Annotated in this window: 19 protein-coding genes; 9 read left to right on the top strand and 10 right to left on the bottom strand. The window is 65.6% G+C overall.

Annotated features, from left to right (window positions below):
* Positions 1 to 29: 29 nt before the first annotated feature.
* The 5 genes from fdhE to fdnG are packed head-to-tail and all read right to left on the bottom strand — an operon-like array spanning position 30 to position 6346.
* Positions 30 to 911 carry a formate dehydrogenase accessory protein FdhE gene (gene fdhE / locus ACG97_RS00835; RefSeq protein ID WP_047965409.1) on the bottom strand — a complete coding sequence of 294 codons (882 nt, stop codon included), beginning with the start codon at positions 909 to 911 and terminating at the stop codon, positions 30 to 32.
* Positions 895 to 1764, bottom strand: a complete 870-nt coding sequence (gene fdhD / locus ACG97_RS00830; RefSeq protein ID WP_047965408.1) for a formate dehydrogenase accessory sulfurtransferase FdhD — start codon at positions 1762 to 1764, stop codon at positions 895 to 897. The genes fdhE and fdhD overlap by 17 nt, the downstream gene beginning before the upstream one ends.
* Complete coding sequence (locus ACG97_RS00825; protein ID WP_047965407.1) at positions 1761 to 2381, bottom strand: formate dehydrogenase subunit gamma; 621 nt, start codon at positions 2379 to 2381, stop codon at positions 1761 to 1763. The genes fdhD and ACG97_RS00825 overlap by 4 nt, the downstream gene beginning before the upstream one ends.
* Positions 2378 to 3277, bottom strand: a complete 900-nt coding sequence (fdxH, locus tag ACG97_RS00820) for a formate dehydrogenase subunit beta (RefSeq protein WP_047965406.1) — start codon at positions 3275 to 3277, stop codon at positions 2378 to 2380. The genes ACG97_RS00825 and fdxH overlap by 4 nt, the downstream gene beginning before the upstream one ends.
* Positions 3278 to 3289: 12 nt before the next feature.
* Positions 3290 to 6346, bottom strand: coding sequence for a formate dehydrogenase-N subunit alpha (fdnG, locus tag ACG97_RS00815; RefSeq protein ID WP_082133609.1), 3057 nt, complete (start codon positions 6344 to 6346; stop codon positions 3290 to 3292).
* Positions 6347 to 6570: 224 nt separating this feature from the next.
* Here fdnG and ACG97_RS00810 point away from each other — a divergent pair, with 224 nt between their 5' ends.
* From ACG97_RS00810 to ACG97_RS00800, 3 genes are all read left to right on the top strand, one after another.
* Entirely contained in the window at positions 6571 to 7977 is a 1407-nt protein-coding gene (locus ACG97_RS00810) for a sigma-54 dependent transcriptional regulator (RefSeq protein WP_047965405.1), read from the top strand.
* Positions 7956 to 10016, top strand: coding sequence for a cache domain-containing protein (locus tag ACG97_RS00805; protein WP_047965404.1), 2061 nt, complete (start codon positions 7956 to 7958; stop codon positions 10014 to 10016). The genes ACG97_RS00810 and ACG97_RS00805 overlap by 22 nt, the downstream gene beginning before the upstream one ends.
* A 68-nt stretch (positions 10017 to 10084) precedes the next feature.
* A complete protein-coding gene (locus ACG97_RS00800) occupies positions 10085 to 11134 on the top strand; it encodes a DNA-binding protein (protein ID WP_082133592.1) in 1050 nt (349 codons plus the stop codon).
* Here the strand turns inward: ACG97_RS00800 and ACG97_RS00795 are convergent.
* The 5 genes from ACG97_RS00795 to ACG97_RS00775 form a co-directional block, all read right to left on the bottom strand.
* Complete coding sequence (locus ACG97_RS00795) at positions 11112 to 11612, bottom strand: GAF domain-containing protein (RefSeq protein ID WP_047965403.1); 501 nt, start codon at positions 11610 to 11612, stop codon at positions 11112 to 11114. The genes ACG97_RS00800 and ACG97_RS00795 overlap by 23 nt on opposite strands.
* Positions 11613 to 11712: 100 nt before the next feature.
* Positions 11713 to 12450, bottom strand: coding sequence for a beta-ketoacyl-ACP reductase (locus ACG97_RS00790; protein ID WP_047965402.1), 738 nt, complete (start codon positions 12448 to 12450; stop codon positions 11713 to 11715).
* A 125-nt stretch (positions 12451 to 12575) separates the two neighbouring features.
* Positions 12576 to 13442 carry a ribosome small subunit-dependent GTPase A gene (gene rsgA, locus ACG97_RS00785; RefSeq protein WP_047965401.1) on the bottom strand — a complete coding sequence of 289 codons (867 nt, stop codon included), beginning with the start codon at positions 13440 to 13442 and terminating at the stop codon, positions 12576 to 12578.
* The gene (locus tag ACG97_RS00780; RefSeq protein WP_047965400.1) at positions 13439 to 13765 is read right to left on the bottom strand and encodes a 4a-hydroxytetrahydrobiopterin dehydratase; all 327 of its coding nucleotides are present in this window, start codon (positions 13763 to 13765) and stop codon (positions 13439 to 13441) included. Before ACG97_RS00780 ends, rsgA begins: the two co-directional genes overlap by 4 nt.
* On the bottom strand, positions 13762 to 15006 hold the full coding sequence (locus ACG97_RS00775) for a M48 family metallopeptidase (RefSeq protein WP_047965399.1): 1245 nt from the start codon (positions 15004 to 15006) through the stop codon (positions 13762 to 13764). Before ACG97_RS00775 ends, ACG97_RS00780 begins: the two co-directional genes overlap by 4 nt.
* A 68-nt stretch (positions 15007 to 15074) precedes the next feature.
* On the opposite strand from ACG97_RS00775, the gene orn reads away from it, so the two are divergent.
* The 6 genes from orn (at position 15075) to ACG97_RS00745 (ending at position 21775) form a co-directional block, all read left to right on the top strand.
* The gene (orn, locus tag ACG97_RS00770; RefSeq protein WP_047965398.1) at positions 15075 to 15620 is read left to right on the top strand and encodes an oligoribonuclease; all 546 of its coding nucleotides are present in this window, start codon (positions 15075 to 15077) and stop codon (positions 15618 to 15620) included.
* Between the two features lie 34 nt (positions 15621 to 15654).
* Positions 15655 to 17304, top strand: a complete 1650-nt coding sequence (gene pgi / locus ACG97_RS00765; protein ID WP_047965531.1) for a glucose-6-phosphate isomerase — start codon at positions 15655 to 15657, stop codon at positions 17302 to 17304.
* Positions 17297 to 17782, top strand: coding sequence for a CinA family protein (locus ACG97_RS00760; protein ID WP_047965397.1), 486 nt, complete (start codon positions 17297 to 17299; stop codon positions 17780 to 17782). The genes pgi and ACG97_RS00760 overlap by 8 nt, the downstream gene beginning before the upstream one ends.
* Before the next feature lie 245 nt (positions 17783 to 18027).
* The gene (locus ACG97_RS00755) at positions 18028 to 19026 is read left to right on the top strand and encodes a BMP family protein (protein ID WP_047965396.1); all 999 of its coding nucleotides are present in this window, start codon (positions 18028 to 18030) and stop codon (positions 19024 to 19026) included.
* Between the two features lie 131 nt (positions 19027 to 19157).
* Positions 19158 to 20681: an ABC transporter ATP-binding protein gene (locus ACG97_RS00750; RefSeq protein WP_047965395.1), complete on the top strand. Its 1524-nt coding sequence runs from the start codon at positions 19158 to 19160 to the stop codon at positions 20679 to 20681.
* Positions 20678 to 21775 (top strand): ABC transporter permease, encoded by a 1098-nt coding sequence (locus ACG97_RS00745; RefSeq protein ID WP_047965394.1) that lies wholly within the window; start codon positions 20678 to 20680, stop codon positions 21773 to 21775. The genes ACG97_RS00750 and ACG97_RS00745 overlap by 4 nt, the downstream gene beginning before the upstream one ends.
* The last annotated feature ends 11 nt before the right edge of the window (positions 21776 to 21786 follow it).

The following is a 21786-nucleotide window of genomic DNA, read 5'->3' as shown; positions in this document are numbered from 1 at the left end:
ACCGGCGTGTTTGCCGGCGGTGGCGCCGCTCAGTCCTGGGCCGGCAGGAAGTAGGGATTGAAACCGATGCGGCCATAGCCGGCGTCACCGGCGAGCAGGTCCAGCGCCAGCGATGCGACATCGTCGGCAAAGGCATCGGCCTGGGCATCCTGCAGGCGCGACACCACCTTCAGCGCGCCGTGGCAGCTGTCGCAGCACTCCAGCTCCTGCGTGCCGCGATGGGCGTGCGGCTGCTTGCGGTCCGGCTGCGGCGCGGCGGCGTCACGGTCGGCGAGGCTGCGGTACTGCAGCTGGCGGGTATTGCCACAGGCGACGCACTTGACGCGGCTGACGTGCCATTCGCTGGCACACAGCGAACAGCAGACGTGGCGCACGGCGTGGCCGCTGTCGCCACGGCGCAGCACGGACGCCACCGGCAGGCCGCCGCAAGCCGGGCAGCACGCCGTCTCGCCGGCCGTCAGCGCGGCAATGTCCTGCTGCCGCACAACGATGGTGGCCTGTACCTGCAAGGCGGCGCCGAGCAAAGGCCAGGCGGCGGCCAGCGGGCTGCGCGCGTCGTACTGGCCGTGGCGCAATGCGTCGGCCAGCGCCTGCAGCGCGGCATCGTCCAGCGCCTGCAGGCACAGCAGCGCGCTGTGGCTGTCGGGCGGCAGCTCGACATCCAGATGGCGCTGCAGCAGCGTCAGCAGCTGGCGCAGGCTGGCACTGTCGGCCACCGCGTGTTCCACCCGGGTGGCCAGGCAGGCGTGCTGGGCACGTGCCAGCGCAGCACAGAACAGCAGGAAATCGCGCATCGGGTGGCCATCGGCGAGGGCGAGCAGGCGCTCGGCACGGCGGCTGAACACGGTCATGCCGGCCAGGCGCAGCGCGGGAGTGGCGGCGGGGGCCGCGGCATCAACAAACTGGGTCATGGTGAGGTCTCGTCAATTCGGGGCAGATCAGGCGCGGCAGCTGGCTGTAGGCCACCAGCCGCCCGGGGCGGGCAAAACCGGCCAGCAGCAGGCCGCAGGATTCGGCCAGCGTCACGGCGTAGGCGGTCGGCGCCGATACCGCCACCAGCGCGGCGATGCCGGCGCTGGCGGTCTTTTGCACCATCTCGTAGCTGGCGCGGCTGGAAACCAGTACAAAGCCGTCGCCGGTATCGATCCGCTGGCGGCGCAGCGCGCCGATCAGCTTGTCCAGCGCGTTGTGGCGGCCAACGTCCTCGCGCGCCAGCAGGATGTCGCCGTCGGCATTGCAGAAGGCGGCACCGTGGGCGGCGCCGGTGGCGTGGTGCCACGGTTGCCAGTGCGGCAGCTCCGCCACCGCGCGGGCGACCGCGGCGGCATGCAAGGTTGGCCGCAACGGCAGCGGCGCGATGGTCTGCGCTACCGCATCCAGGCTGTCGACGCCGCACAGGCCGCAGCCGGTGCGACCGGTCATGCTGCGCCGGCGCTGCTTCAGCGCGGCAAAGCGGGCGCTGGCGATCTCCAGCCGCAGCTCGACGCCGTGCTCGCCGGCGACAATCTCGCAGTCGTACAGCTCGCCGGGGGTGTGCAGGATGTGCTCGCTCAGCGAAAAGCCGAGCGCGAAGTCGGCCAGATCACAGGGCGTGGCCAGCAGCACCGCGTGCGATACGCCGTTGTACACCATCGCCACCGGCACTTCCTCGATCAGCTGGTCCTCGGCAAGCCTGGCCGCCGCGCCGGCCAGCCGCAGCACCGGCAGGCGGCGGCTGGCCGGCAGCGCGTCGACCGCCAGCGGCAACGGGCAGTGGCCGCTCATTTCTGCTTGCCCGTTACTTCGCGATACCAGCGCGGGTGGTGCTTCTTCGCCCAGCCGTGGGTAACCACGCCTTCCACCATCGCGCGGATGGTGCCCTTCACCCAGAACGCGGCGTACACGTGCACGATGATGCTGGCGATCAGCGCGATGGCGGCGCAGGCGTGCGCCAGCAGCGCGACGCGGATCAGCGGAATCGGCAGGTGGATGGCGAAGTAGGGGCGCCAGGCGATGATGCCGGAAACCAGCAGCACCAGCATGCAGGCGCACATCATCCAGAACATGCCTTTCTGGCCGCCGTTGTACTTGCCGGTGTCGCCGACCTCTTGGCCCTGCATCACCGTTTTCACCGACTTCATCCACTGGATGTCGTCACGCGTCAGCAGGTTGTGGTGCCAGTAGCGGAAGAACTGCCGCGCAAAGGCGACGAACATCAGCACGCCGACAAAGGGGTGGATGATGCGCGCCAGCTGCGGCGTGCCGAACACGCCGGTGAGCCAGAAAAACGCCGGGTAGAAAAACGCCAGTCCGGACAGCGCCAGCAGGATGAAGCAGACGGCGACTATCCAGTGGTTGATGCGTTCCGGCGCCGAGTAGCGCTGGATCAGTTGCGGTTTCATGCCTTGTCCTCCTCGTTGCGGCCAACGTTGGCCGCGCTGTCGTCCTCGTCGTCGGCGCGGTTGGGGCCGACGGTGATGTAGTGGAAGAAACCGAACAGGCCGGCGGCGGCGATGCCGATGGTGGCCAGCGGCTTGAGCCAGCCTTTCCACAGCTGCACCGTGGTGCTGATCTGCGGGTCTTTCGGCAGTCCGGAGTACTGTTCCGGCTTGTCGGCGTGGTGCAGCACGTACATCACGTGGGTGCCGCCGACGCCCTGCGGGTCGTACAGGCCGGCGTTGTCATAGCCGCGCTGCTTGAGATCGGTGACCCGCGTGGCGGCGACCTGCTTCATGTCCTCCTTGGAACCGAACTGAATGGCGCCGGTAGGACAGGTCTTGACGCAGGCCGGCTCCTGTCCGACGGCAACACGGTCCGAGCACAGCGTGCACTTGTAGGCCTTGTTGTCCTTCTGGCTGATGCGCGGCACGTTGAACGGGCAGCCGGACACGCAGTAGCCGCAGCCGATGCAGTTTTCCTGATGAAAATCGACGATGCCGTTGCTGTACTGGATGATGGCGCCCGGCGACGGACAGGCCTTCAGGCAGCCGGGGTCGGCGCAGTGCATGCAGCCGTCCTTGCGGATCAGCCATTCCAGCTTGCCGTTGCTCTCCTCCTCGGCGAAGCGCATCACCGTCCACGCGTCGGCGGAGAGGTCGGTCGGGTTGTCGTAGACGCCGATGTTGTGGCCGACTTCCTCGCGGATGTCGTTCCACTCCGAGCACGCCACCTGACAGGCCTTGCAGCCGATACAGGTGGACACGTCGATCAGCTTGGCGATCTCGATGGTCTTGCGCGCTTGCGGGCTGGCCGTGGGGCTGGCGGAGCGGCGGGTAATGTCCAGGGATTGCAATGCCATGTCCGGCGCTCCTTATGCTTTTTCCAGGTTGACGAGGAAAGACTTGTATTCCGGGGTCTGCGTGTTGCAGTCGCCCACCGCCGGCGGCAGCGCATTGGTGAGATAACCCTTCTGCGCCACGCCCTCCCAGCCCCAGTGCAGCGGGATGCCGATCTGGTGCACGGTCTGGCCGTTGACCTGCAGCGCCATCAGCCGCTTGGTGACCACCGCCTTGGCCTTGATGAAGCCGCGCTTGGAGCTGACCTTGACCAGATCGCCCTGGGCGATGCCTTTTTCCTGCGCCAGCGCCGTGCCGATCTCGACAAACTGCTCCGGCTGCGCGATGGCATTGAGCAGCACCGACTTGGTCCAGAACTGGAAGTGCTCGGTCAGGCGATAGGTGGTGCCGACGTACGGGTAGTCGTGATGGGTACCCAGGCGCTCGCGGTCGGTTTTGAAAATGCGTACCGCCGGGCTGCTGACCACTTTCGGGTGCAGCGGGTTGGTGCCGATCGGGCTTTCCATCGGCTCGTAGTGCTCGGGGAAAGGGCCGTCGGCCAGCTTGTCGGTGCAGAACAGCCGCGCCACGCCCTCCGGGTTCATGATGAACGGATTCATGCCGGAATCCGGGCCGGCATCGGCCTTGAAGTCGGGGATGTCGGCGCCGCTCCATTTTTCGCCGTTCCAGCCGATCAGCTTGCGTTTGGCGTCCCACGGCTGGCCGGCCGGGTCGCAGCTGGCGCGGTTGTACAGGATGCGGCGGTTGGCCGGCCACGCCCATGCCCAGCCGGGGGTGTTGCCCAGGCCGCTGTCGCTGTTGTCGCGGCGCGCCATCTGGTTGCCGGCCTGCGTCCAGCAGCCGGCAAAGATCCAGCAGGCGCTGCTGGTGCTGCCGTCGTCCTGCAGGACGGCAAAGCCCGGGATCTGCTCGCCTTTTTTCACCAGCACCTTGCTTGGGTCGGCTGGGTCCATCAGGTCGGCCAGTGCCTTGCCGTTCATTTCCTTTGCCAGCTCCTCCGGCGACGGTGCCGCCGGGTCGCGGTAGTGCCACGCCACGTTGAGGATCGGTTCCGCCACCTTGCCGCCGTCCTTGCGGTACAGCTCGCGCAGTGCGGTGAACAGCTCGCCGATGATCTCGTTGTCGCCCTTGGCCTCGCCCGGTGCGTCGGCGCCTTTCCAGTGCCACTGCAGCCAGCGGCTGGAGTTGACGATGGCGCCGTCTTCCTCGGCAAAGCAGGTGGACGGCAGGCGGAACACCTCGGTCTGGATCTTGGCCGGATCGACGTCGTGACTGTCGCCGTGGTTCTGCCAGAAGGTGGAGGTCTCGGTGGCGATCGGGTCGATGATCACCATGTATTTCAGCTTGGAGAACGATTCGGTGACCTTGTTGGCGTCGGGGAACGACGCCAGCGGGTTGAAGCCCTGCACGATGAAGCCGTTCATCTTGCCCTGGTGCATCAGCTCGACGATGTGCAGCACGTCGTACAGCTTGTCCCACTTCGGCAGCCAGTGGTAACCCCAGTCGTTGTCCTGGCGCGCGTTGTCGCCCCACAGCCACTTCATCAGGCTGACGAAGAACTTTGGCGTGTTGCCCCAGTAGTTCATCTGCCCCGGCTGCAGCGGCTTGGGCGTGGTCTTGGCCAGATAGCTGGCAAAGTCGGGATGGTCTTTTTCGTTGGGCAGCGTCAGGTAGCCGGGCAGGCTGGTCGACAGCAGGCCGAGGTCGGACAGCCCCTGGATGTTGGAGTGGCCGCGCAGCGCGTTCACGCCACCGCCGGGCATGCCCATATTGCCCAGCAACAGCTGGATCATCGCCATGGTGCGGATGTTCTGCGCGCCGACGGTGTGCTGCGTCCAGCCCAGCGCGTACAGGATGGTGCCGACCTTGTCCGGTCGCGCGGTCTCGCCCAGCTGCTTGCACACCTCGAGGAAACCATCCACCGGCGTGCCACACAGGTTGGTGACCACTTCCGGCGTGTAGCGGGCGAAGTGCGCCTTCATCAGCTGCCACACGCAGCTCGGGTGTTGCAGCGTGGGGTCGGTTTTGGCGTTGCCGGCCTCGTCCAGCGCGTAGCTCCAGCTGCTGCGGTCGTACTTGCCCTTGGCCTCGTCGTAGCCGCTGAACAGGCCGTCCTCGAAGGCAAAGCCGTCGCCGACGATGAAGCTGGCGTTGGTGTAGGCCTTCACGTAGTCCCAGTGGATCTTGTCGTTGGCGATCAGCCAGTTGATCACGCCGCCCAGGAAGGGGATGTCGGCGCCGGCGCGGATCGGCAGGTACAGATCGGACACCGCGGCGGTGCGGTTGTAGCGCGGATCGACCACGATCAGCTTGGTGCCGCGCGTCTTCTTGGCCTCGATCGCCCACTTGAAGCCGACCGGGTGCGCCTCGGCGGCGTTGCCGCCCATCACCAGGATGAAGTCGGCGTTCTTGATGTCGACCCAGCTATTGGTCATCGCGCCGCGGCCAAAGGTGGAGGCCAGCGCCGATACCGTCGGCCCGTGACAGACGCGTGCCTGCGCGTCGGTGGCGATGATGCCCAGGCTGCGCAGGAATTTCTGGGTGATGATGCCGGTCTCGTTGGAGCCGGCGGAGGCGGTCAGCATCGCGGTCGTCAGCCAGCGGTTGACCGGCACGCCGTCGGCGTTGTTCTCGACGATATTGGCGTCGCGGTCGGCCTTCATGTGCTTGGCGATACGGTGGATGGCGTCATGCCAGTCGATGCGTTTCCACTCGCTGCTGCCGGCCTCGCGCACTTCCGGGTATTGCAGCCGCTTCGGGCTGTGGATGAAGTCGAGCAGGCCGGCGCCTTTCGGGCACAGCGAGCCACGGCTGACCGGGTGATCCGGATCGCCCTCGATGTGGAAGATCTCCGACTTGGCGTTCCTCGCGCCATCGCCGAGGCTGTACAGGATCACGCCGCAGCCGACCGAGCAATAGGTACAGGTGTTGCGTGTCTCCCTGGCGCCCATCAGCTTGTACTGGCGCACCTCGGCCAGCGCCTGGCTCGGGCTGAAGCCCATGCCCACCAGGCTGGCGGTGCCGATCTGCGCCGCGCTCAGTTTGAAGAACTGCCGCCGGTTCACTTCCATCATGGCTCTCCTCTTGTTTTTGGGTTGTCGCGTTTGACGCGGGCGAGCCCGCGCAATAGCCTTGGCATAGCATTTGCCGTGCCCGTGGTAGGGTTTTTGCCAATACCCAGCACAAACAAGCACTTGCATCATGAATGCCGGCAATCAGGCCCGGCTTGAACGGACAAATAGTCGCAATGCCACTGCGCGGGCTGGGTCAATTTGTCCATAAGGGGAACAAGCTTTTGCAGCAAGACGAAACGTTGGCCGCAAGCGGAAACGCGGCAGCCAGGCAATGGGACAGCTACAGCGTGCTGGTGGTCGATGACGAGCCGGGCATGGTCAATTTCATCAAGCGGGCGCTGGAATCGCGCTGTGGCAGCGTGCACACCGCCGGCAGCGTGGAAGCGGCCGAGCCGCTGGTGGCGCAGCAGCGCTTCGACCTGATCGTGCTCGACATCTCGCTGCCGGGTATGTCTGGCGTCAACTGGCTGAAGCAGCTGCGCGAGCGCGGCGTCAACAGCGAAGTGATCCTGATGACCGCGTTTGCCGACGTGGAAACCGCCATCGATGCGCTGCGTGCCGGCGCGTCGGATTTCCTGCTTAAGCCGTTCTCGCTGGCGCAGCTGATCAACGCCGCCAGGCGTGCCTTCGAGCGTGCGCGGCTGGAGGCGGAAAACTGGGTGCTGCGCCGCGAGGTGGCGTCGCACGCCAGCCGCAGCAAGGTCAGCCGCGACGGCCTGATCGGGCACTCGGCGGCGATCACCGAGCTGCGCGGCCTGTTGCAGCGCTTTGCGCCGATGCCGTCGACGGTGCTGATCCAGGGCGAATCCGGCACCGGCAAGGAAGTGGTGGCGCGCGCGCTGCACCAGCTCAGCCCGCGCGCCAACGCCAGCTTCGTGCCGGTCAACTGCGCGGCGATCACGCAGGAGCTGATTGAGAGCGAACTGTTCGGCCACCTCAAGGGCGCCTATACCGGCGCCGCCGCCAGCCGCGACGGGCTGTTCTACTACGCGCGCGGCGGCACGCTGTTCCTGGACGAGGTGGCCGAGCTGCCGCTGGCGATCCAGGCCAAGCTGCTGCGGGTGCTGGAGGAACGCAGCATCCGCCCGGTCGGCTCGGAGCAGGAAATCAAGGTCGACGTACGGGTGATCGCCGCCAGCAACAAGCCGCTGGCGGACGAGGTCGCCGCCGGCCGTTTCCGTGCCGACCTGTACTACCGCTTGCAGGTGCTGGAGCTGGCGCTGCCGCCGCTGCGCGAGCGCACCGAGGACCTGCCGGAGCTGGCGGCGCACTTCATGGACCTGCTCAGCCCGGCGCTGGGGGTGGCGCCGGTGGAGGTGGAGCCGGCGCTGCTGGTGGCGATGGCCGCCTACGACTGGCCGGGCAATGTGCGCGAGCTGAAAAACCTGATCGAACGCTCGCTGATTCTCGGCTACCTGCCGCAAGATCTGCCGGCGACGCGACTGCCGCCGGCCGTCGGTGAGCTGGCGACCGGGGCGGCGCCGGCGGAAGAAAGCCTGAGCCAGGTCGAAACCCGCCATATCCGCGCGGTGCTGGCCGCCTGCGCCGGCAACAAGTCGGAAGCGGCGCGCCGGCTCGGCATTTCCCGCAAGACCCTGGAGCGCAAATGCCTGTCCTGGGGCGAGTAGCCGGGCTGTGGCGACGCCTGCTGCAACCGCTGAACCGTTCGGTACGCACCCGCTTCGTCACCCTCGCGCTGCTGCCGCTGGTGGTCGGTTTCCCGGTGCTGCTGCTGTTGCTGGCCGGCTGGGGTGGGGCGGCGTTCGAGGAGCTGCTGGTTTTCAAGGTGCGCAGCGATCTGGCGGTGGCGGCCACCTATTTCGAGCGGGTGCAGAGCGACGTTGGCCGCAGCATCGAGGCGCTGGCCAGTTCCGAGGCCTTGGCCGATACCCGCCGCCAGCCGCGCGCAACTTCGCCCGACGCGCTGTTGCGCGAACGCGCGCGCAGCCTGGGGCTGGACTATCTGCTGTTGCTGGACACGCGCCAGCAGGTGGTGGCCGCTTCGCTGCCGGCCAGCCACGGCCTGCGCTACCCGCAGCCGGCGGTGGTGCTGGCCGCCAGCAGCGGCACGCAGCGCGCCACGCTGGACGTGTTCAGCCCGGCGCAGCTGGCCGCGCTGTCGCCGCTGCTGCAGGCGCGCTCGCACATCGAATTGCTGGCGACGACCGGCGCGCGGCCGAGCCAGCGCAACGTCAGTGACAACGGCCTGCTGCTGCACGCCGCGGCCAAGGTGCCGGGGCAGCCGCTGGTGCTGGTCGGCGGCGTGCTGCTGAACCGTAACATCGAGTTCATCGACCGTATCCGCCATCTGGTGTATCCGCAGGGTTCGTTGCCGATCCGCAGCCGCGGCTCGGCCACATTGTTTCTCGACGACACCCGAATCGCCACCACGGTGACCTACCCCCGCGGCGGGCGAGCCATCGGTAGCCGCGTGTCGCAGGAGGTGTCGGAACAGGTGCTGGGCCGCGGTCAGGCGTGGCTGAACCGGGCGCGGGTGATCGGCGACTGGTATGTGTCCGGTTACCAGCCGCTGCTGGACAGCCGTGGCCAACGTATCGGCATGCTGTACGTCGGCTTCTTGGAGCAGCCGTTCGTGCTGGCCAAGTGGATGGCGCTGGCGGTGCTGTTCGTGCTGTTCGCCATCACCATGGCGGCGGCAACGTGGGTGAGCTGGCGCTTTGCGCGCTCGGTGATAGACCCGGTGGAGCGCCTGCGCCAGACCATGAGCGCGGTGGCCGCCGGCCGGCTGGATGCCCGCGTCGGCGCCTTGCCGCAGCAGGACGAGCTGGCCCTGCTGGCCGCGCATTTCGACGCGCTGCTGGCGCGGCTGGAGGCGCAGAACCAGGCCATGCTGCGCTGGGCCGGCGAGCTGGACGACAAGGTGGCGGAGCGCACACGCGAACTGGCGGCGGCCAACCATACCCTGCTCAGCGCGCAGCAGCAGCTGTTCAAGTCGGAAAAACTGGCCGCCATCGGCCAGCTGGCGGCCGGCACCGCGCATGAGATCAACAATCCGGTTGCGGTGATCCAGGGCAATCTGGAGCTGATGCAAGAGCTGCTCGGCGAGGCGGCGGCACCGGTGTTGCCGGAGATCCGCCTGATGCGCGAGCAGGTGCAGCGCATCCAGCTGATCGTGGCCAAGCTGCTGCAGTACGCGCGGCCGAGCGAATACGCCGGCGACTTGCAGCAGGTGCAGCCGCAGGAGGTGTTCCAGGACAGCCTGTTGCTGGTCGGCTACCAGATGAACCGCGGCAATATCGCGGTGGTGAAACAGTGGCACAGCCGTGCCACGCTGCTGGCCAACCGTTTCGAGCTGCAGCAGATCCTGATCAACCTGATCCTGAACGCGATCCAGGCGATGCCGCAGGGCGGGGTGCTGACGCTGTCGGCACACGACGCGCCCGGCAGCGACGGCCGCCCCGGACTGCGCCTGAGCGTGGCCGACAACGGCAGCGGCATCGCCGAGGCCGACATGGCGCGGCTGTTCGATCCGTTTTTCACCAGCAAGCACGACGGCACCGGTCTCGGGCTGTGGGTGTGCCAGGGGCTGGCGGAGCGCAGTGGCGGCATGATCGAGGCCGCCAACCAGCCGCAGGGCGGCGCGGTGTTCAGCGTGTGGCTGCCGTGCGAACCGGCACTGGCCGCGGTGGGGCTGGCAGTGTTATAAGCACCGCTGCAGAAATCGGCGTGTTGTGCCGACGCAGAACAAGGCAGACAGCCAGCAGGTAAACAAGCATGGATATTCATACACGAGTGCGCGACGTGGCGCTGGAACTGGTCATCGCCGGCGTGTGGCCGACGGTGCAGGAGGTGCGCGCACGGCTGGGCACCGGCTCCAACACCACCATCAACAACACCCTGCGCCAGTGGCGGCAGGAATTCCTCGGCAAGATGGCGACCAGTGCCCGCCACCCGGAGTGGTCGCCGGCGCTGGCGCAGGCCTTTGCCCAGGTCTGGCAGCAGGCCTGCGGCGAGGCGGAGCAGAACCTGGCCGGCTTGCGCGAAGAAGCGCAACAGGAAGTGGCACGATTGGTCGCCGAGCTGGCGCAGGCGCAGCGCGAACTGGCCGCCGCCAGCGCGCAGCAACTGGCGCTGAGCCAGCGCTGCGACAGCGCCGAGCAGGCGCAGCAGCAGCTGGCGGCCAACCTCACACAGTTGCAGCAGGCGCTGGCGGCGCAGGAGGCGCGCGCCCTCGGCAGCGAGGCGGCATTGCAGCAGGCGCGCAGCCAGATCATCGCCACGCAGCAGGCCGCCGACCAGCGCGTCGAGGCGCTGGAAGCGCGCCATGCGGTGCAATTGCAGCAATTGCAGCAGGATGGCGAGCGGCGCGAGGCGCTGGCCTATGAGCGGCTGGAAGGCATGCGCATCCAGCTGTACCAGCAGGTAGAGGACGAGCGCACGCTGCTGCGCCAGCGCGAGCAGCAGTGGCAGGCAGAACGGCAACAACTGGCCCAGCAACTGGCGGCACTACGCGACAGCAGCCAGCAGCAGCTGGCGCAACGGGCACAGGAGAATGGCAGGTTGGCCGCAGAACTGGAGGCGCTGCAGGGGCAGCTGGCAGACAGCGACACGCTGCGGCAGCAGTGGCAGCAACGTCACGCCGAGCTGGCCGCCACCGAGCAGCAGCGCAGCAGCGCCCTGCAGCAACTACAGCAGGAGCAGGCGCTACTGCAACAGCACCGCCTGCCGCACCTGCTGCTGTGGCTGCAGGCCGAGCAGGCGCAGCTGGCCGCGATGCCGGCGGCGCAGCTGGCGGAGCAGGTCAGGCGTTTGCTGGCTGGCTGAACAGTTTGCCCAGCGCCGCGCATACCGGCGCCAGGTAGCGCTGGTCAAGTTCGCTGAACTGCGCCAGCTCGCTGGCGTCGATGTCCAGCACCGCCACCACCGTACCGGCGGCATCGCACACCGGCAGCACGATCTCGGAGCGCGCCGCCGACGAGCAGGCGATGTGGCCGGGGAAGGCGTCCACGTCCGGCACGATCAGCGTCCGTGCCTGTGCCCAGGCGCTGCCGCACACGCCACGGCCCTTCGGAATGCGGGTGCAGGCGATCGGACCCTGGAACGGCCCCAGCACCAGCTGTTCGCCCTTGACCAGATAAAAGCCGGTCCACAGCCAGTTGAAGGTCTGCTGGATCGCGGCGCTGCAGTTGGCCATGGCGGCGACGATGTCGCTCTCGGATTCGATCAGTGCCAGCACCTGCGGTAACAGGGCCTGGTATTGCGCCTCGCGCGAGCCTTCGGCGATCAGCAGCTGTTCTGCCATGGCAGGACTCCATCAGTGTAAAAAGGGGAACGCAGCATAGCAAAAAAGCCGGGAATGCATCCCGGCTTTTTGCGTGCGGCCAACCTTGCGGCGGACGCGCTTACATCATGTGCTGACCGCCGTTGATGGCGAAGTCGGCACCGGTCATGAAACCGGCCAGATCGGAGGCCAGGTAGTTGACCAGACCGGCGATTTCTTCCGGCTGGCCCAGACGACCGACCGGGATCTGCGCGATGATCTTGTTGCGCACGTCTTCCGGTACCGCCATCACCATGTCGGTGCCGATGTAGCCCGGGCTGATGGTGTTGACGGTCACGCCCTTGCGTGCCACTTCCTGTGCCAGCGCCATGGTGAAGCCGTGCATGCCGGCCTTGGCGGCAGAGTAGTTGGTCTGGCCGAACTGGCCTTTCTGGCCGTTGATCGACGAGATGTTGATCACGCGACCGAAACCGCGCTCCAGCATCGATTCCACTACCGGCTTGCACACGTTGAACACGGAGTCGAGGTTGGTGCTGATCACCGCGTCCCAATCGGCCTTGCCCAGCTTGCGGAAGCTGGCATCGCGGGTGATGCCAGCGTTGTTGACCAGCACGTCCACCGGGCCAAGCTGCTCGGTGATGGCGGCAACCGCCTGCTGGCACGAATCAAAATCGCTGACATCACACTGGAAGGCGTGGAAGTCGTAACCCTGGCCCTTCATGTCCGCCAGCCAGGCCTGATCCTTGCCCGGCTTGCTGTAGGTGGTGGCCACGATGTGGCCGCTGTCGGCCAGTGCCTTGCAGATGGCGGTGCCAATACCGCCCATGCCCCCGGTAACCAACGCGATTCGCTTGCTCATGATGCTGACTCCTTGTCTTTTTGTCGGAATGAGGGGGATGCTAGCGCCCCCTTGTTGTCATTTCATGACAGATTAGGGTCATCATCAGAAAATGTAAACGGCTTGTTACGCGAAAATTTTATTCGTTAGGCATTAACTAGCTGATTCGTCAGTTTCTGCAGCAAAGCCAGTCGGGCCGGGCGTATGCGGCCTTCATCACAGGCGCCCTTGATCGCGCAGTTAGGCTCGGCGCGGTGGGTGCAGTTGTGGAAACGGCAGTGGCCGATATAGGGGCGCATTTCCGGAAACAGGCCGGCAAGCTCGGTGGCTGCTAGGTGGCTGAGGCCGAATTCCTGCAGGCCGGGCGAATCGATGAGGTGGCTGTCTTCGTCCAGATGGTAGAGCGCGGCATGGGTGGTGGTGTGGCGGCCGGCATCCAGCGCGATGGAAATATCGCCGACGCGTGCCTCGGCGGCAGGCAGCAGTGCATTGGTCAGCGTCGACTTGCCCATGCCGGACTGTCCGACAAAAACCGAGGTCTGGCCCTTGACCAGCGGCAGCAGCTCGTTGATGTCGTTCAGGGCGCTGACGGTGACCAGGGTGTAGCCCAGTTCGCGGTACGGCTGCAGCTTGGCCAGCCAGTCGGCGGTTTCCGGCAGGTCGCCCTTGTTGACGAGAATGATCGGCTCGATGTCGGCGGCCTCGGCGGCCAGCAGGCAGCGGTTGAGCAGCTCTTCGTTGGGCGAGGGCACCGCGGCGGTGACGAACACGATGCGCGTGACGTTGGCCGCAATCAGCTTGGTGCGCCAGTCGTCCTGGCGGTAGAGCAGGCTCTTGCGTTCGCAGGCTTTTTCGATCACCGCCTGTTCGCCGTTGATGATCGACAGTTCGACGTGATCGCCACAGGCGTAATCGACGCGCTTGCCACGGGTGGTGCAATCGTATTGCTGGCCGTCGCACTCGACGATGAAGCGGCGGCCGTAACTGCGGATGATCTGACCTTGCTGCTTCATTTGCCGGCCGCCAGTGCTTCGGTCTTGGCGGCGCAGATGAAATCGTTGAGGGTTAGGCCGCCGGCGTCGTGGGTGCTGAAGCGGACCACGGTGCGGTTGTAGTGTACCGACAGGTCGGGGTGGTGATCCTGCTGGTGGGCGATGAAGGCCAGCGCGTTGACGAAGGCCATGGTGCGGTAGTAGTCGTCGAAACGGAAGGTCTTGACCAGTTCGATACCCTCTACCGCCCAACCGTCGAGGTGGGCCAGCAGCTCGGCGCGGGTCTGTTCGCTGAGGGAGTGCAGGCCGTGCTGGGCCTCGCAGTGCATGTGTTGCAGATTCATTGTGCTTGCCTTTCCAGGTGGGCGATGCGCAGGCTCGCCGGTGGATGGGAATCGTAAAAGCGCGAGTGTAGCGGGTCTGGCGTCAGTGTGCTGGCATTGTCACGGTACAGCTTGACCAGCGCGCTGATCAGTTCGCTGGCGCTACTGTGGCGGGCGGCGAAGTCGTCGGCCTGGTATTCGTGACGCCGCGACAGCTGGCTGAACAGCGGCGTCAGCGGGAAGGTGTACGCCGGCGCCGCCAGCATGAACAGCACCATCCCCAGCGCCGGCGCGGTATCGACAACCCCCAGGCCGTTGTAGAACGCCGGCAGCGTCAGCAGCCAGCCGAGCAGGTAGAGGCTGAGGAAGGACAGCAAGAAGGTGGTGGCGATGCGCTGGCGGATGTGGCCGTGCTTGAAGTGGCCCAGCTCGTGCGCCAGCACCGCCTCCACCTCACCCTCGTCCAGCTGGGTGAGCAGGGTGTCGAAGAACACGATGCGCTTGGTTTTGCCAAAGCCGGTGAAGTAGGCATTGCCGTGGCTGGAGCGGCGCGAGCCGTCCATCACGAACACGCCGTCACTGTGAAAGCCGGTGCGCGCCAGCAGGTCGTCGATGCGCTGGCGCAGCGCCGGATCGGCCAGCGGCGTAAAACGGTTGAAACGCGGCGCGATCAGTGTCGGGTACGCCCACAGCATCGCCAGGCTGAACAGCGTCCAGCTGCACCACACCCACAGCCACGCCCAGTCGCCGGCGGCGTGCAGCAGCCACAGGATCAGCATAACCAGCGGCGCACCGACGATGGCGGCCAGCGCACCGCCCTTGGCCATGTCGGCAAAATAGAGTGGCCAGCTGGTACGGTTGAAGCCGAAGCGCTTCTCGGTAACAAAGGTGCGATACAGGCTGAACGGCAGGCTGAGCACGCTGCTGAGCAGCGCCAGCACGCCGATCAGTGCCACGCCCTGCCACAAGCCACCCAGACCGCGCTCGGCCAGCAGCTGCCACAACCATTGCAGGCCGCCGCCCAGCGTCAGTGCCAGCAGCAGCGCGCTGTCGGCGACTGCCTGCCACTGCCCAGGGCGCTGCCGTGCCACGCAATAGTCGGCGGCCAGCTGGTGCTGCTGCAGCGTGATGCGGTCACGGAAGGCGGTCGGCACCTTGGCTGCATGCTGCTGCACATGGCGGATCTGCCGTTGCGACAGGTAGAGCCGCAGCGCCAGCGACAGCAAGACGGCGAACAGGAAAGACCAGGTGAATAAATTCATGGTGAACCGAGTTTGCCCAAGGGCGGTTATTAAAGGAAAATGCCTGCATTTCGTTAGAGACGAGCATTATGCCGCAAGATCCCAAGCATCTCATCTGGCTGGACATGGAAATGACCGGGCTGGAACCAGACACCGACCGCATCATCGAAATCGCGATGGTGGTTACCGACAGCCAGCTGAACGTGGTCGCCGAATCGCCGGTGCTGGTCGTGCACCAGAGCGACGAAACGTTGGCCGCAATGGACGAGTGGAACACCAATACCCACGGCAAGACCGGGCTCACCGCCCGAGTCAAGGCGTCGACGCTGAGCGAGGCCGAAGCCGAGCAGCAGCTGCTGGCCTTCCTGCAGGAACACATCGCCAAGGGTGTCTCGCCGATGTGCGGCAACTCCATCGGCCAGGATCGCCGCTTCATGGCACGCTGGATGCCGGAGCTGGAGCGCTACTTCCACTATCGCAACCTCGACGTGTCGACGCTGAAAGAGCTGTGCAAGCGCTGGCGCCCGGACATCGCCAAGGGCGTGGTGAAGAAGGGCAAGCACGAAGCGCTGGCGGACATCCTCGAATCGATCGAGGAACTGCGCTATTACCGCGAACACTTCCTCAAAGTGTAAGGCGATGCCCGGAATGAGCAGTTTCTTCGAACAGATGGCGCGCCAGCGCCATGCCGCGATCAACAGCACGCCGGTGTGGGCGCGTCTGCACCAGCACCAGCGCGCCACCCGCCACGTGCACATGCGCGAGCTGTTCGAGCAGGACGCGCAGCGTTTTCACCGCTATTCGCTGGAGCTGGACGGCCTGCTGCTGGACTATTCCAAGAACCGCATCACCGACCGCACCCTGGAATTGCTGCTGGAGCTGGCCGATGCGGCCAACCTTGGGCAGTGGCTGCAGTGGATGCGCGACGGCGAGCGCATCAATGTCAGCGAGGGTCGTGCGGTGCTGCACACCGCGCTGCGCCAGCCTGCCGGCAGCAGCGTGGTGCTGGACGGCGTCAACGTGGTGGATGAGGTGCAGCAGGTGCTGGCGGCGTGCAGCCGCTTTGCCGAGCAGGTGCGCGGAGGCGTCTGGCGCGGCTACGACGGCCAGGCTATCCGCGACGTGGTAAACATCGGTATCGGCGGCTCCGACCTTGGCCCGCTGATGGTGCACGAGGCGCTGCGCCCGTACTGCCAGCCGGGGCTGAACGTCCACTTCGTCTCCAATGTCGACGGCCAGCACCTGGCGCAAACGCTGGAACAGTGCCAGCCGGCGACCACGCTGTTCATCGTCGCCTCCAAATCGTTCACCACCCCGGAAACGCTGCTCAATGCCCACGCCGCCCGCCGCTGGCTGGTGGCCGCCGCCGGCGACGCGGCGGTGGCGCGGCATTTCGTGGCGATCTCGACCAACCGTCCGGCGGTGCAGGCCTTCGGCATTGATGCGGCCAACATGTTCGGCTTCTGGGACTGGGTCGGCGGTCGCTACTCGGTGTGGTCGGCGATCGGGCTACCGGTGATGCTGGCGATCGGGCCGGAGCAGTTCCGCCAGTTTCTGGCCGGCGGCGCGGCGATGGACGAACACTTCTTCAGCGCGCCTTTCGCGCACAACATGCCGGTGCTGCTGGCGCTGCTCGGCATCTGGTACAACACCTTCTATGGTGCGCATACCCACGCCATCATGCCCTACGACCACGGCCTGCGCCGCCTGCCGGCGCATCTGCAGCAGCTGGACATGGAATCCAACGGCAAGCGCGTCGGTCGTTGCGGCGAGCGGCTGGATTTCGATACCGGCCCGGTAATCTGGGGCGAGGAGGGCGTCAACAGCCAGCATGCCTTCTTCCAGCTGTTGCACCAGGGCACGCGCCTGGTGCCCTGCGATTTTATTCTGCCGCTAAATTCGCACTACCCGCAGGGCGACCAGCATCGGGTGCTGGTCGCCAACTGTCTGGCGCAGACCGAGGCGCTGATGCGCGGCAAGAGCGAGGCCGAGGTGCTGCGCGAGCTGGCCCACCTGCCGGGCGACGAGCTGGACATGCTGCTGCCGCAGAAGCTGTTTCCCGGCAACCAGCCGTCCAACACCCTGGCGCTGGACCAGCTCACCCCCTATACACTAGGCATGCTGCTGGCGCTGTACGAGCACAAGGTGTTCGTGCAGGGCGTGATTTGGGGGGTCAACTCCTTCGACCAGTGGGGCGTGGAATACGGCAAACAGTTGGCCGCACAGCTGCTGGCGGAGATGGACGGCAAGGCCTCCGCTCCCCACGACGCCTCCACCAGCGGCCTGATGCGACATTTCCAGGAGCGCTTTCATGGATGAATTACAGCTGGCGGCCCGTCTTGGCGAGCTGTTGCTGGCGCGCGACGAAAAGGTGACCACCGCCGAGTCCTGCACCGGCGGCGGCATCGCGCAGGCGATTACCGCCATCGCCGGCAGTTCCGGCTGGTTCGACATGGCCATCGTCAGCTACAGCAATGACGCCAAGCAGCGCCTGCTGGGAGTGCCGCCGCAGCTGCTGCTGCAGCACGGCGCGGTCAGCGAGCCGGTAGCGGCGGCGATGGCCAGCGGTGCACTACGGCTGGCCGATTGCCACTGGGCGCTGGCGGTCAGCGGCATTGCCGGCCCCAACGGCGGCAGCGCCGACAAGCCGGTCGGCACCGTCTGCTTTGCGCTGGCCGGGCTGGCGCTGCCGCAGCCACTGACATACACGCAACACTTTGCCGGCGATCGCGCCGCCATCCGGCAGCAGTCGGTGTGCAGCGCGCTGTCTACACTTTGTGCGCAATTGGCGTTGTGAATGTGGCGTGCCGGCCGCGCCGTTTTACGCATTGCGCGTAATCTGTCCGTGGTGGCCGTTTTTTTGCTAATAACTTTTTGTGACTGTGCTTATAATCACGCCCCTGTCGCAAATCGGGCAGCGGCCGGCTGACACCGGCGCCTCCGCTCGCCGACATGCACAACGAATGGCGCGCACATGCCGAACCAATTATGGTTACCATGACCCGTTCGTTGTAACTACACGCACATTGAGGGAAACATCTCATGCAAATTTCCAAAAAACGGGGTATTGCCGCTGCTGTCATGCTGATGACGGCATCCGCAAGCTGGGCATTTGTACCGGCCGTGGTTTACGACCAGGCCGGCAAGTTTGACAAGAGCTTCAACGAAGCGGCCTACACCGGCGCCGAACGCTTCAAGAAGGCCACCGGCATCGCCTATCGCGAAGCCCAGATCGCCAACGAAGCGCAAAAAGAACAGGTGCTGCGCAACCTGGCGCGTCGCAATGTCGACCTGATCGTGGCCGTGGGTTTCTCCTTTACCCAGGCGGTGCAGACCGTTGCTGCCGAGTTCCCGAAAGTGAAGTTCACCATCGTGGACGACGTGGCCAAGGGCGCCAACGTGCAGTCGATCGTGTTCAAGGAACAGGAAGGCTCCTACCTTGTCGGCATGGCAGCCAGCATGGCCTCCAAGTCGAAGAAGGTCGGCTTCATCGGCGGCATGGACGTACCGCTGATCCGTGCCTTCGGTTGCGGCTACACCCAGGGCGCCAAGGCGGCCAACAAGAAGGTGGAAGTGGTCTCCAACATGACCGGCACCACGCCACAGGCGTTCAACGATCCGGCCCGCGGCGGCGAGCTGGCACGCAGCCAGTTTGACCGTGGCGTCGACGTGGTCTTCCACGCAGCCGGCGGCACCGGCATGGGCGTGCTGCAGGCGGCCAAGGACAAGAACAAGCTGGGTATCGGTGTGGATTCCAACCAGAACCACCTGTTCCCGGGCTTCGTGCTGACCTCGATGCTGAAGCGCGTTGACAATGCCGTTTACGACATCATGATGTCCGGCAAGAACAACAGCTGGAAACCGGGTCTGGTGACCATGGGCCTGAAGGAAGGCGGCGTGGATTGGGCGGTGGATGCCAACAACCGCAAGCTGATCTCCAAGGACATGGAAGCCAAGATCACCCAGGCCAAGAAAGACATCGTGGCCGGCAAGATCAAGGTGGTCGACTACCGTGCTGGCAACAGCTGCCCGGTACAATAACCATTCGTTATTAATCGTCTGAATCCCGGACGACCCGCGCGGCAAGCAGGTTTCCTGCTTGCCGCGCTCTTTCGTGTGCTGCCGTTTTGCAGGCCATGCCGGGATGAGTGTTGATCGAGAGCTGAATCAATATGGCCGAACTCGCTATCGAGCTGACTGGCGTCAACAAGTATTTTGGCGAAGTCCACGCCAACAAGAACATCTCCTTCGCCGTCGCCAAGGGCAGCATCCACGGCATCATCGGCGAAAACGGGGCCGGCAAGTCGACGCTGATGAGCATCCTGTACGGCTACTACCAGGCCGACTCTGGCAGCATCCGCCTGAACGGACAGGAAGTGCGTATCCGTAACAGCCACGACGCCATCGCCCGCGGCATCGGCATGGTGCATCAGCACTTCATGCTGGTGGACACCTTTACTGTGCTGGAAAACATCGTGCTCGGCGCCGAGCAGGGGCTGGCGCTGAAGCAAAGCCTGCTGGCCGCCCGCGCGCACCTGGCCACGCTGAACCGCGACTACGGTCTGCAGGTCGATCCGGACGCCATCGTCGGCGAGCTGGGCGTGGGCGAGCAGCAGCGCGTGGAAATCCTCAAGGCGCTGTACCGTGGCGCCGACGTGCTGATCCTCGACGAACCGACCGCGGTGCTGACGCCGCAGGAGGCGGACGACCTGTTCCGCATCCTGCGCCTGCTCAAGGCACAGGGCAAGACGGTGCTACTGATCACCCACAAGCTGCGCGAAGTGCTGGACATCACCGACGCCGTCACCGTTATGCGCGCCGGCGAGATCGTCGGCAATGTCATCACCGCCGAAGTGGGCAAGGAAGACCTCGCCGACCTGATGGTTGGCCGCAAGGTGAACCTGCAGCTGGACAAGACGCCGGCCACGCCGGGCAAGACGGTGCTGCAGGTGAGCAACCTGTCGCTGACCGACGCGCGCGGCGTGAAGCTGCTGGACGATGTCAGCTTCGAGCTGCGCGAGGGCGAGATTGTCGGTATTGCCGGCGTCTCCGGCAACGGCCAGTCCGAGCTGCTGGAAATCCTGTCCGGCATGCGCGAGGCCAGCGCCGGCTCGGTACGCTACAACGGCACCGAGCTGACCACGCTGCCAACGCGCGAGCCGAAGGCGGCCGCCTATCGTCGCCTCGGCATCGCCCATGTGCCGGAAGACCGTTCGCGCGAAGGGCTGGTCAAGGATTTTTCCACCTTTGAGAACGCGATTCTCGGCTATCACGACCAGCCGGCGATCCAGCGCGGCCTGCTGTTCAACCGCAAGGCCATCATCGAGCGCTGCCGCCGTTTCATCAGCGAGTTCGACGTGCGCCCGGCCAACGCCTTCCGCCGCAGTGGCCTGTTCTCCGGTGGCAACCAGCAGAAGGTGATCCTGGCACGCGAGATCGACAGCGATCCGCAGCTGATGCTGATCGGCCAGCCGACACGGGGCGTCGACATCGGCGCCATCGAATTCATACACAAACGACTCATGGCCCTGCGCAATGCCGGCAAGGCGCTGCTGCTGGTTTCGGTGGAACTCGACGAGATCCTGGCGCTCAGCGACCGCATCATCGTGATGAACGCCGGTCGCGTCAGTGGCGAGCTGCCGGCGGCGCAAGCCACGGCCACCGAACTGGGCCTGTTGATGGGGGGGCATAAATGAGCCAGCCAAGTAACCTGCCGCGCTGGGCCACCTTGTGGCTGATGCCGGTACTCAACCTGTTCGCGGCACTGTTGGTGTCCGGGCTGGTGATCACGCTGATCGGCGAAGATCCGGTCGAGTGCCTGCAACTGATGATCAACGGCGCCTTCGGCTATCCGGAAGGCATCGGCTACACGCTGTTCTACACCACCAGCTTCATCTTTACCGGTCTGGCGGTGGCGGCGGCGTTCCACGCCGGCCTGTTCAACATCGGCGGCGAGGGGCAGATGTATCTCGCCGGCCTCGGCGTGACGCTGGTCTGCCTGGGGCTGGATTTCCTGCCCGGCTGGGTGGTGATCCCGCTGGCGCTGCTGGCGTCGATGGTGTTTGGCGCGGCGTGGGCGTTCATCCCCGGCTACCTGCAGGCTAAGCGTGGCAGCCACATCGTGGTCACCACCATCATGTTCAACTTCATCGCCAGTGCGCTGATGACCTGGCTGTTGGTCGACAAGCTGATCATGCCCGGCTCGCAGACACCGGCGACGCGGCTGTTCGCCGAATCGGCGTGGATCCCGATGCTGCACGAGCTTGCGGCCAACCTTGGCATCGAGCTGCCGCAGACGCCGCTGAACGCGACCTTCTTCCTGGCGCTGATTTCGCTGGTGGTGTTCTACCTGATGGTGTGGCGCAGCCGCTGGGGCTATGCGCTGCGCACCGTCGGCCTCAACGAGAAGGCGGCGCGCTATGCCGGCATGCCGGTGTCCAAGGTGATCATCGTGGCGATGTGCTTCTCCGGCGCGCTGGCCGGCCTCGCCGCGGTCAACGAGCTGCTCGGCTCCACCCACCGCATGAACCTGGCGTTCACCAACGGCATCGGTTTTGTCGGCATCGCGGTGGCGCTGATGGGACGCAACCACCCGTTCGGTATCCTGCTGTCGGCGCTGCTGTTCGGCGCGCTGACCCAGGGTGGTCTGGACCTGTCCTTCGAGAAGCCGGCGATCACCCACGAGATGATCATCCTGACTCAGGGTCTGATCATCCTGTTCTGCGGCGCGCTGGAAAACCTGTTCCAGACCCCGCTGGCGCTGGCGTTCAAACAGATGACGAAACGATAAGGAGACACTGA

The sequence above is a fragment of the Vogesella sp. EB genome (assembly GCF_001037925.1).
Taxonomy (GTDB): Bacteria; Pseudomonadota; Gammaproteobacteria; order Burkholderiales; family Chromobacteriaceae; genus Vogesella; species Vogesella indigofera.
Note: the sequence above shows the minus strand (reverse complement) of the source record. Positions and strands in the feature narration are given on the sequence as shown.